The 9421-nt window shown below is 55.8% G+C and carries 6 protein-coding genes; 4 read left to right on the forward strand and 2 right to left on the reverse strand.

Features of this window, described 5'->3' with window-relative positions; genetic code table 11:
* Positions 1 to 784: 784 nt before the first annotated feature.
* Entirely contained in the window at positions 785 to 1684 is a 900-nt protein-coding gene (locus B2M20_RS18500; protein WP_079448482.1) for an alpha/beta hydrolase, read from the forward strand.
* Positions 1685 to 1723: 39 nt separating this feature from the next.
* Here B2M20_RS18500 and B2M20_RS18505 read toward each other — a convergent pair whose 3' ends face one another.
* Positions 1724 to 4321 (reverse strand): mechanosensitive ion channel domain-containing protein, encoded by a 2598-nt coding sequence (locus B2M20_RS18505; protein ID WP_079448483.1) that lies wholly within the window; start codon positions 4319 to 4321, stop codon positions 1724 to 1726.
* A 493-nt stretch (positions 4322 to 4814) separates the two neighbouring features.
* Here B2M20_RS18505 and B2M20_RS18510 point away from each other — a divergent pair, with 493 nt between their 5' ends.
* Positions 4815 to 5948, forward strand: a complete 1134-nt coding sequence (locus B2M20_RS18510) for a sensor histidine kinase (protein WP_079448484.1) — start codon at positions 4815 to 4817, stop codon at positions 5946 to 5948.
* A 211-nt stretch (positions 5949 to 6159) separates the two neighbouring features.
* A complete protein-coding gene (locus B2M20_RS18515; RefSeq protein WP_079448485.1) occupies positions 6160 to 6789 on the forward strand; it encodes a response regulator in 630 nt (209 codons plus the stop codon).
* A gap of 119 nt (positions 6790 to 6908) precedes the next feature.
* Here B2M20_RS18515 and B2M20_RS18520 read toward each other — a convergent pair whose 3' ends face one another.
* Positions 6909 to 7925: an Lnb N-terminal periplasmic domain-containing protein gene (locus B2M20_RS18520; RefSeq protein ID WP_079448487.1), complete on the reverse strand. Its 1017-nt coding sequence runs from the start codon at positions 7923 to 7925 to the stop codon at positions 6909 to 6911.
* Positions 7926 to 8092: 167 nt separating this feature from the next.
* Here B2M20_RS18520 and B2M20_RS18525 point away from each other — a divergent pair, with 167 nt between their 5' ends.
* The gene (locus B2M20_RS18525; RefSeq protein ID WP_079448486.1) at positions 8093 to 8935 is read left to right on the forward strand and encodes a ceramidase domain-containing protein; all 843 of its coding nucleotides are present in this window, start codon (positions 8093 to 8095) and stop codon (positions 8933 to 8935) included.
* The last annotated feature ends 486 nt before the right edge of the window (positions 8936 to 9421 follow it).

Genomic DNA, 9421 nt, shown 5'->3' on the forward strand with positions numbered 1-9421 from the left:
GATCATCTAAAAACAGGACGACTCGGGATGCCCCCCGGCCGATAGCCTATCGATATGTTTCTCGCTATACATCGTACAGCGCGGTGTCAACATGCAGGCATCTCTTTTAGGTGAGGGAAACTTCCGGGTGGGACTGAAAGGCAACACTAAAGCCGGTTCATGCAACCGATGATTGCCGCTCTGCGATCATGACGGTTTTGCGCGTAGCGCTCGTGATCAACCGTGAGATCAAACATGGTGACCGCTCGGCGCGTGACGCGAGAAATCACCTTTGGTTCTTCATCTTCGTGTCCGATCGTCACGACAACATTGATCTCAACATCGTCCACGGGGTGTATTGTTTCTACCTTACCGTCAGAATGAATTCCGAATGACTTCGGTTACACGTTATAGTAGTATATATATAATGAGGAAATGCCTCCGGTTGCTGGCGGGCAGTGCGGTCATATTCTTCGTAAAAGTCATTGAGTTCTGAATAAAGAATCTACCGAGAACGGATTGTTGGTGGGTTGTTCCGACATCAAAACCGCGCCAACGAATTTTGCTACCTCGGCTTTGGCTGCGTCGAGGTCAGACAAATCCACGATTACGGCATTGATCAGTGGATTCCCGTTTATAAAGTGAAAGCAATACTGCGGCATGGTGCTCCTCTCTCTGTCAGGGGACTCCATTGACCACTGAGGGTGAAGTGCCTGTGACGTTCGGCGCGTCGAGATAGACCGCGCCGCAGGTATCTACGCAATACGGTCCCCATTTGTTTTGGTGGCTATCGAGGGGAGACGCCTTGGCTGAGGGAGAGATTGAAAGTATCCGCGCAATACTGTCTTCAAAGCCTCGTCCGATCGGATGGGAGCAGCGAAGGCAACGTCTCGATGAGGTCGGCTCAATTTGGCCGGTGGCGGACGATGTAGAGCTGCGAACAGTCGGTTGCGGAGATGTAGCAGGGGAATGGTCGCTTTCGCCTGGGGCGGACGCCACACGGGTACTTCTGTATTTTCATGGCGGCGGCTACTGTTCGGGCTCAATTGCGAGCCATCGACGCCTTGTTACAGAGGCCGGGCGCGCCGCTGGTATAAGCACGTTGGCGATTGCCTATCGGCTAGCGCCGGAACATCCGTTTCCTGCTGCGCATGACGATGCCATGATCGGTTGGCGGTATCTGCGCCAGCAAGGCATCGACGCGCGGAATATTGTAGTTGGCGGCGACAGCGCCGGCGGCAATCTCACGATCGCCCTGATCAACGCCTTGCGAGAGGCGAACGAAGATTTGCCGGCGTGCGCGTGGCTGATTTCACCCTGGACTGATCTCACCATGTCCGGAAAGACGTTGGAGAGCAAAGATCATATCGATCCAATTATCCATCGTGGCTACCTGGTGGAGCTAGCTGATGCCTATGCTCCCACATCACTCGACCGCAGGAACCCACTTCTTTCCCCTTTGTTTTCGGTCCTTGCAGGATTTCCACCGACGCTCATTCAAGTCGGCTCTGCTGAAACATTGCTCTCGGACTCAACACGTTTTGCGGAAGCTGCCGCGGAAGCCAACGTTGCGACGACTTTGGAGGTGTGGCCAGAAATGATTCATGCGTGGCCTCTCTGGAATGCCGGCCTTACGGATGCACGGCTGGCGCTCAAATCAGCCGGACAGTTCATGAAACGCAGGTTGTTAGATCGAGTCCCCTAGGCTTATGAGAATTGCAAGGTTTCGGCATTTGCAACAAGCCTAGGGTCTGACGAGATTTGCCGACTGTCTCGGTAGATTGGCAAGCTGCCCTGAAGCAGACCCTTTGGCTTTGACCTTTGTCTTTTGAGTGTCACCTGAGAGATGTTCCGCCGTCTCACGCAACAGATCGATTGTCTGCAGCGTGACCTCCGCATGCCGGGACGGGATCAAAATCCCGGCCTCCTGGAAGGCTTCCAAAATAGCGATCCTTAGATCCGCGGTCACGTTGCCGCCCGCACGCACATCGACAAAAGCGTAAAGTTTGAACGTGAGGCCATCTACCCCAAAATCTTCAAAATCGAACGACGGCGCAGGCAGTGTCAGGACGCTGGGATGGTCCTGCGCGACCTTGAGCAGAATCGATTTGACCGCCCGCGGATCGGAGCCATTCGCAACCTTAACCGGGATCGCGATACGACGTCTGTTATCGCGCAATGTCCAGTTCTTCACCTTCTCCGTGATGAAGTAGGAGTTCGGAATCACAACACTCGCTCGCTCAGACGTCTCGACCTCGGTCGAACGCACGCTGATCTTGCGAACATAACCCTCTTCGCCTCCGACGACGACCAAGTCACCGACCCTGATGGGGCGCTCAGCCAGAAGGATCAGCCCCGACACGAAATTATTGACGATACTTTGCAAACCGAACCCGATGCCGACGGAGAATGCGCCGGCCAGGATCGCGAGATTGGATAGGTCGAAGCCTGCGTAAGAGAAGGCCACAAGCGTTGCGATGACGACGCCGCCGTATCCCACTCCAACGCGAATCGAATCGCGAAGGCCGCCCGAAATACCCGCCGCCTTGAGAACCCGCTCATCGAGCCAGCCCTGGAAAAGTCGCGCGGCGCCATAGGCGAGCCCGAACACCATCACCGACGCGAGGAGCACCGCAATGGATACTTGGGTGTTGCCAACCCGGAAACCGAAGAAGAGCTGCGAGTACCAGTCGTAGACTTCCGGCCAACTGTACCCCCACTGGAGTAAAATGAGGGGCACCGACAGTATGACCACGATGGCTTTAAGGAGCAGGCCAATCGGCAGAGCCAACTGCTCGTGCCGCTGGTGTTGCTCACCAAAGCTTTCCTTGAGCCAGCGGCCTGTCGCTGCACGGTCGTCGCCCAAGCCCTGCATCAGCCCATCGATCCACAGCAGCAGGAGGTAGGCAAACGCCATAATGGAGACGGTTACGACCAATTGTTGCGCGAGAAACCGGGCAAGCGCCAGGTATCCGGCAAATGTCGAGATGATGATCGCGACAACTGCAATCCAAACAGGGGCCCGCAGCACGGCGAGGAGCCGCGGTGAGAGGCTTTGGTCCTGGTGCTGCCCCTCTAGCGGCGTAAGAAGGATGGCAACGATGATTCCGGCCAAAAGCAGGCTCGACGGAAGCGCAACCGCGATCGTCAGCGCAAAGGGAGCCTGCACAACACGGGTGACCATGTAGAGCAAACTGGTCACGCCGTACACGATTGCGAGCGCCAGAAGGAGTCCGCAAATTCGACGTGCTGTGCGATCAGAGACGGGGATCAACCGCCAATGCGGCATCCTCGGTGCGAACGCGCTGATGACGAGCACGCTGACCGCGAGAACGGTGATGATGGATTGCGCAGTCGTGTACAGCAGCCAATCGACACGTTTAGGCAGTTGATGCGTGTCGGCGACCAGCCCGTAGAGGAAAGCGATCGGCAAGACCGGCAAGAGCCACAACAAGGCGATGGCGCCCGCGACTGCAGCCCGCCGCCAGAATGGCTGATCAACGTCCTCGGATCGCCGGCGGCGCAACCGCCAGGTTCCCAAGGCGGCGGCAACAGCGAGCCCGAGCATGAGCAGTCCGGATTCGAAAACGAGGAGCTTCACATCGTCCTGATCGCCAAGACTGCCCCACCAGTCGGCCACGATGTCGCGAACGCGGTATGTGGCCAATGGAACATAGTTCGGCACACTCGACCAGGTCTCGGACGAGTAAATGCCAGGTAGCGGCTGCAACAGGCGCGTCGCGAAATTCTTTCGACGGATGTCTTGGATGGCATCGATGAGCTTGTCGATGCGCAGATTGGCGGAGTCGATCTCCTTCTGACCTCCGGTCAACACCCCATGGTAGTAGGTCCGGTCGGCCCGACTTCGCGCGACGTCGTCCGGCTCGGGTGGTTGACCGGCGGCCGGCGCCGGCCCGAGCAGGCCCAATTGGTCCTTGGCGGCTGCGAGTACAGGTTCAAGTTGCTTGCCAAAGCTTCCAATCTCGCTGCGAACGCGCTGGAGCTTGTCACGGAGGTCGTTCAGTTCGGAATAGCTCAAGCGGGGCTTTTTTAGGTCACCTTCCAGGCGCGAAAGCTCCTGCTCCCAGCCGTTGATACTCTTCTCGATGTCAACGCCGACATTTTTGTTGGCACGTGTAACGATCTCGGCCGTGTTGAGCGAAGCAGCAGGCTGTTTTGCTGGCTGCGCGGTGGCTGGCGCATCCGAAGGAGAATCTGCCCGCTGCGTCACATCTGGTTTGGGCGATGTCGGCGCCTGTGCGGTCTGAGCCTGAGCGCCGGCCACAACCAGCATAGAAAAGAGACTCAACGCCCACGCTACGACCCACAGTCGGCGGATCATCGGCAGTTCTCCCTTATTCGATGGCAACTTTGAAATCCAAACGGTAGATTCCCCTCAGCCGTCTCCGAAAACTTGATGGCCAGACAATGACCAATTGTGCGATTCCGGGGTCAGCTATGGTGGTGCGTGTATCGTTTGAGACCGGCGAACCCACAATCCGAGCCCGCGCGGCCCGTCTCCGCAACTCCACCCGCTCCGACGGTTGCTACCGCTTTGCCCTATTGCTCCAAAGGAATCACTGAATAGCCTGGGAGGATTCGATTCTCACGGTCAAGGGCCGCCTTGGCGCAGTCTCGAGCAGCTGCAAGCGGCAAGGCAATGGCCCATTTGGGAGGTATCTTCGCGACGAATCGGGAATCTATCCGATCAATTGGTGTTGATCTCCTCCGCGGCGGGATCTTGAATATTATAAAGGGGTATCTTGTAGTGCTTACGCGCCCACATGCATATTCAAGATAGTAGGGTATCTACTCTGTGAATAGTGAGCAGCACAATGACGCGCAGAACCGTGCTTGGCGAGGTGTCACTGACCGGTTCGGAAGCAAGCTGCGATCAGCTTTACTGGAATCGCGCTTCGGATCTTCTTTTTGCTGTGCGTCCCTTGGGCGCGGGAGGCTTTGCGTATGAGGCCATCAATCCAGCCTTCGAGGCTGCCCTTGGAATTTCGTCACGGAAGATCAGGAAACTGGATGTCTTCGACTATATGGGCGCGGAAGACGCTCGATTAATTTGCTCAGCTTTCCAGGCATGTCTTGCACAAGGGAGCGAAGTCAGGGTCCGTCACGGACTTGCATTTGGAGGTTCAAGGCATGACACGGAGACGACGGCCGTTCCGGTCATCCAGCCAGACGGCTGTGTCCGATTGATCGGTAGCCACCGGATCTTGCGCGGGGAGGATGACATTCGTAGGAATGTTAGCCTTGCTTCCATTCAGGAGGACATCCATCAGCGGTTCGCATCCGAGCTCCATGACTCCACGTGCCAGCACCTGATTGCCGCAAGCCTTAGTCTCATGCGAATGCGCGCCCACCCAGGCGCTTCGATCAATGCCGAGAGACTTTTCGATGAAGTTGATGCATCCATCGGCGAGGCGTTAAAGGAAATCCGCGCATTCACTTATTTGCGGTATCCTCAAGCACTGACGGTCGATGGATTGAAAACGACGATCGAGTGCTATGCGCGAAGTTTCGCCACGCGAACGTCGCTGGATGTCAGTACGAAAATCACGCGCGCTGTCGACCGATTGCCAAAAGAGCATCAGCGTTTATTGCTACGGGTCACCCAGGAAGCGCTTACGAACGTATTTCGGCACGCGAAGGCCACCAAGGTCAAGATTGTCCTTGAGGCAACTGATGCTCACATCCGCCTTATGATCAGCGATAACGGATGCGGCCTGTTAGCCGCGCGTGCGGGCCGCGGCGTGAAGGCAATATCCACCGGTGTTGGAATTCCGACAATGAGCGCGAGGCTGAAACAGATCGGCGGCAGACTCGAAATCCATTCAGATCCGGCAGTGCCGCACTCTGGCACGACGGTATATGCTGTGTTCGCTCATGGCTTTACGACGAAGGTGCGTAAACGGAAGACGGTAGCGGCGCCTGCCAAGGCCAAAGCAAATACGCCATAAAACGCAGAGTTTAACGATTCCCGGGGTCGCGGGCCGAAGTCAAACTCGTGCCACTGGTCGCGAATTGCCGCTTTTCCCAGAATAGAATCTCGGTGAGGGTGCGGACATATTTTGGGACGCCAGATCCATTAATGGGATTCGCCATCATAGATAGTTCTACCTAGTGATTTATCCTGAGGTTCGAGAATGTCCTCCGGAGAACTTCTGGAAGATGAAACGAATTCTCATAGCGGACGACCATGCCGCCGTCCGGCTTGGGTTGCGTGCGGTGCTTGAGCAGCGTCCCGGTTGGGAGGTCATTGCCGATGTGGATGACGGCAGGAGGGCGTTCGAGGTCGCCCTTGAGAAGCGCCCCGACGTTGCAATCCTGGACTTCTCGCTCCCGCATATGACGGGAGTCGAAGTTGCGCGACTCATCAGCAAACATTTGCGGGAGACGGAAGTCCTAATCTTTACTGTGCATGAGTCCAGGGTGCTGGCACAGGAAGCGTTTCGGGCCGGTGCGCGCGCATATCTGGTCAAATCTGACGCAAACAAGATGTTGTTGGCGGCCGTAGAGGCTTTAATGATGCATAGGTCGTTCGATGATGGGCGGTTTAGCGCCGGGCCGCGCCGCGAACAGAACGGCGCGGACGCAGGGGGCCAGAAGCTCTCTCCGCGCGAGCGGCATGTGGTCACGCTGGTGGCCGAAGGCTACAGCAATAAAAAGATTAGCTCCCTCCTCAATCTCAGTGTGAAGACCACCGAAGCTCATCGTGCGACGGCCATGCGGAAATTAGAGATCAATTCAATCGCAAGCCTCGTGCGATACGCGGTGAGGTCCAACATGATAGAGCCGTAACAGACCGGCGATTGATCTTTCCAATAATCGCAGGACTTGAGGAAATATTCTCACCTCACTTCGTTTGCGGGCATGGATTGGACCAGCAACAATCTCTGATGAGGTGGACATCACGTAGTTCATCGCGGAATCGTTGGCAGATTGGCCCGGATGCGCTCAGAAAAATCTGATTTTCCGTCGGCGGCCTGCGCGGCTTCATTGATGAGAGAGCGTCGCCTCAGTTCTTCGAACGGCAACGTCGTGTCCACTCGGCCCGAGTGATAAAGATAGCTATCGATCAATCCGTTGAGCAGGTGGCGGATATCGAACCGCCCCTGCCTGCCTGCGGCATTGGCGTAGCGGATAATATTGATGGTGCAGCTATTGGTCAGCAGGTGATAGAATTCAGGCGTGTCGGCAAGTTCGTTGATCCGGTTCAGATAGACAAGAAATAGCCGGCGCGCACTCTCCGCAGAGGTATTCAGGCGATATAAATATACCGGTTCGTGGCGGTGATTGGTGCGCACACCCACCAGGTCACGTTCGCTGCCGACTATGTAGATCAATTCAAATTGCTTGAAGAGGGAGGCGACGGGCGCAAAGCCTTCGCCAACCTCCGGCCGTGTTTCGATGGAGATGCTCAACGGCTCGGCATTGTCGAATATGAAGCTCACGAAGGTGTGCCCGACTGGCCCCTCAGCAAAGTAGGCTACGTAGAAGTCGAGACCGGTCAGATGAGACAGCTGAACATCCCGCTCCTGGTAGCGGACCGTGAAGTCGCTCCGGCTGCGATAGTCGAAGTCGCGGACGCCAGTGAAGTGCACATTGTCGCCGTCGATGATGGCTCGTGGCATCACCGCGACTTCCTGTCGCCAGGGACGATCATGCGAAGGGGGAATGGCTATCCACCATGCGACCACGCCGACGAACAGCAGAGCCGCCATCACGGACATGCGTCGCCGATGGGAAAACCAGATGGCCCAAATCGTGAACGCTGCAAAGACTATCGCTAGCGCGATGCGTAATCCGGGCCATGGGAGATTTGAATAGTAGATGGCCAGAGTCGCCCATGTGAGGGCCAGAGCGAGACAGAAAAAGCCAAAAGCCTTCTTCAGCCAGCGCAAAGATGAAGTCAGAAACCTGAAATGCACACTCATGGCTTCTTCCACCAGCGTCGTCGAACTATTACAGATGCCGAACGTAAGATCGCATCAGATATCATGAACAGCGGCATGCCAGCAAACGACTGTCTGTCAGGTTTTATTTGCCAAGCGCGATTCGCCAAATCGTTGCCGGTGATCAAAACTAATCTTGTGTCCATCTCTTGCTTCCGAACGCCGTTGCGCTACCATCGCAATATATATTTTCAAGCAATGAAGTGTTGCGCAATCCGACATCGCTTCAAGGCGCATCGCTGATGAAAGTTGGCAGCATAGTTCGCGATCGTCCGGTACTGTTTTTGTACGGATTGATGATTGTTACGCTTGCGGCGTTACTGCCGATTCCACCCTTGCTGCAGAACCAGGACTATCATCAGTTTGCCGATCAGCGCGAAGTGTTCGGCATACCGAATTTCTGGAATGTCGTGTCCAATCTTCCATTTATCGCCGTGGGCGCGGTTGGTCTCGCGCAGTTCGGACGCAGCGCAACAACTTTCGTATTATTTGGCGGAATTTTCCTAACCGGGTTCGGCTCATCCTATTATCATCTCAATCCCAGTGACCAGACGTTGTTCTGGGATCGATTACCGATGACGCTTTGCTTCGCCGCGATACTTTCGGCGGTGGTTGAGGAGCGCGTGGATCCAAAGGCCGGCGCGGTGTTGCTGCGGCCGCTGCTTGCAGTCGGCATTTTCAGTCTTCTGATGTGGCGCTGGACAGATGATCTGCGACTATACGCGTGGGCTCAATTTTTCCCATTTACTGCACTGGTGTTAATTCTAAGCCTGTTTCCGCCCAAATACACCGGCGCTTCCTACTGGGGCGCCGCTGTGGCACTTTATGCATTAGCCAAGTTGCTGGAGCATTATGACCATCAGGTTTATTCATTCGGTGGAATTCTTAGCGGACACACGCTGAAGCACCTTGCTGCGGCATCCGCCTGCTTCGCAATTCTGAAGCTATTCCAGGTGAGACGGCCGCTGGAAGCTATTGCTCGTAGTGATTAGCTCCGCCCGGCATCGTGATGAACTGAACGATGGTCGACTTCCGGGACGACATTGAATGGGATTGAAATCGCGGCGCAGATTGATCGTCTCTCCGGATTCTGCCGGACCGTTTGGGAGTATCCCTCATGTCTCTGTTCGGGGTTTCTTCCGATAGACGTTGATGGGATGCCGCTATTAGCTTCAATGGGCCGGCAAGTCCGGATGCCATGCTGCAATTTCGGAAGCGATTTGATGGTAACCGGTGAAGTGCGGGATTGAGTGCGTGATGACTGCTTCGCGCTGTCTTGCCAGCGCCCTCAACACCCTCAGCCAGGTTCGGTTAACAATGCGAGGCGTGCCTCTTACGCGCAAGCGATCAGACACTTGTGTACACCGAGCTGACAGTCCTAGGGTCGGGACCCATAAAAGTGATTCCTTCGGCGCTGAGTTTGTGATTCACGGTCTCGGACAGGAGGCCTTTGATGAGTCGCGATTGCTTTTGGCTAA

The sequence above is a fragment of the Nitrobacter vulgaris genome (assembly GCF_002028545.1).
GTDB classification, from domain to species: domain Bacteria; phylum Pseudomonadota; class Alphaproteobacteria; order Rhizobiales; family Xanthobacteraceae; genus Nitrobacter; species Nitrobacter vulgaris.

Bases quoted from the DNA above. Each gene is read 5' to 3' on its own strand.
- B2M20_RS18505 (WP_079448483.1), bottom strand. From the start codon at position 4,321: ATGATCCGCCGACTGTGGGTCGTAGCGTGGGCGTTGAGTCTCTTTTCT.
- B2M20_RS18510 (WP_079448484.1), top strand. From the start codon at position 4,815: ATGACGCGCAGAACCGTGCTTGGCGAGGTGTCACTGACCGGTTCGGAA.
- B2M20_RS18515 (WP_079448485.1), top strand. From the start codon at position 6,160: ATGAAACGAATTCTCATAGCGGACGACCATGCCGCCGTCCGGCTTGGG.
- B2M20_RS18520 (WP_079448487.1), bottom strand. From the start codon at position 7,925: ATGAGTGTGCATTTCAGGTTTCTGACTTCATCTTTGCGCTGGCTGAAG.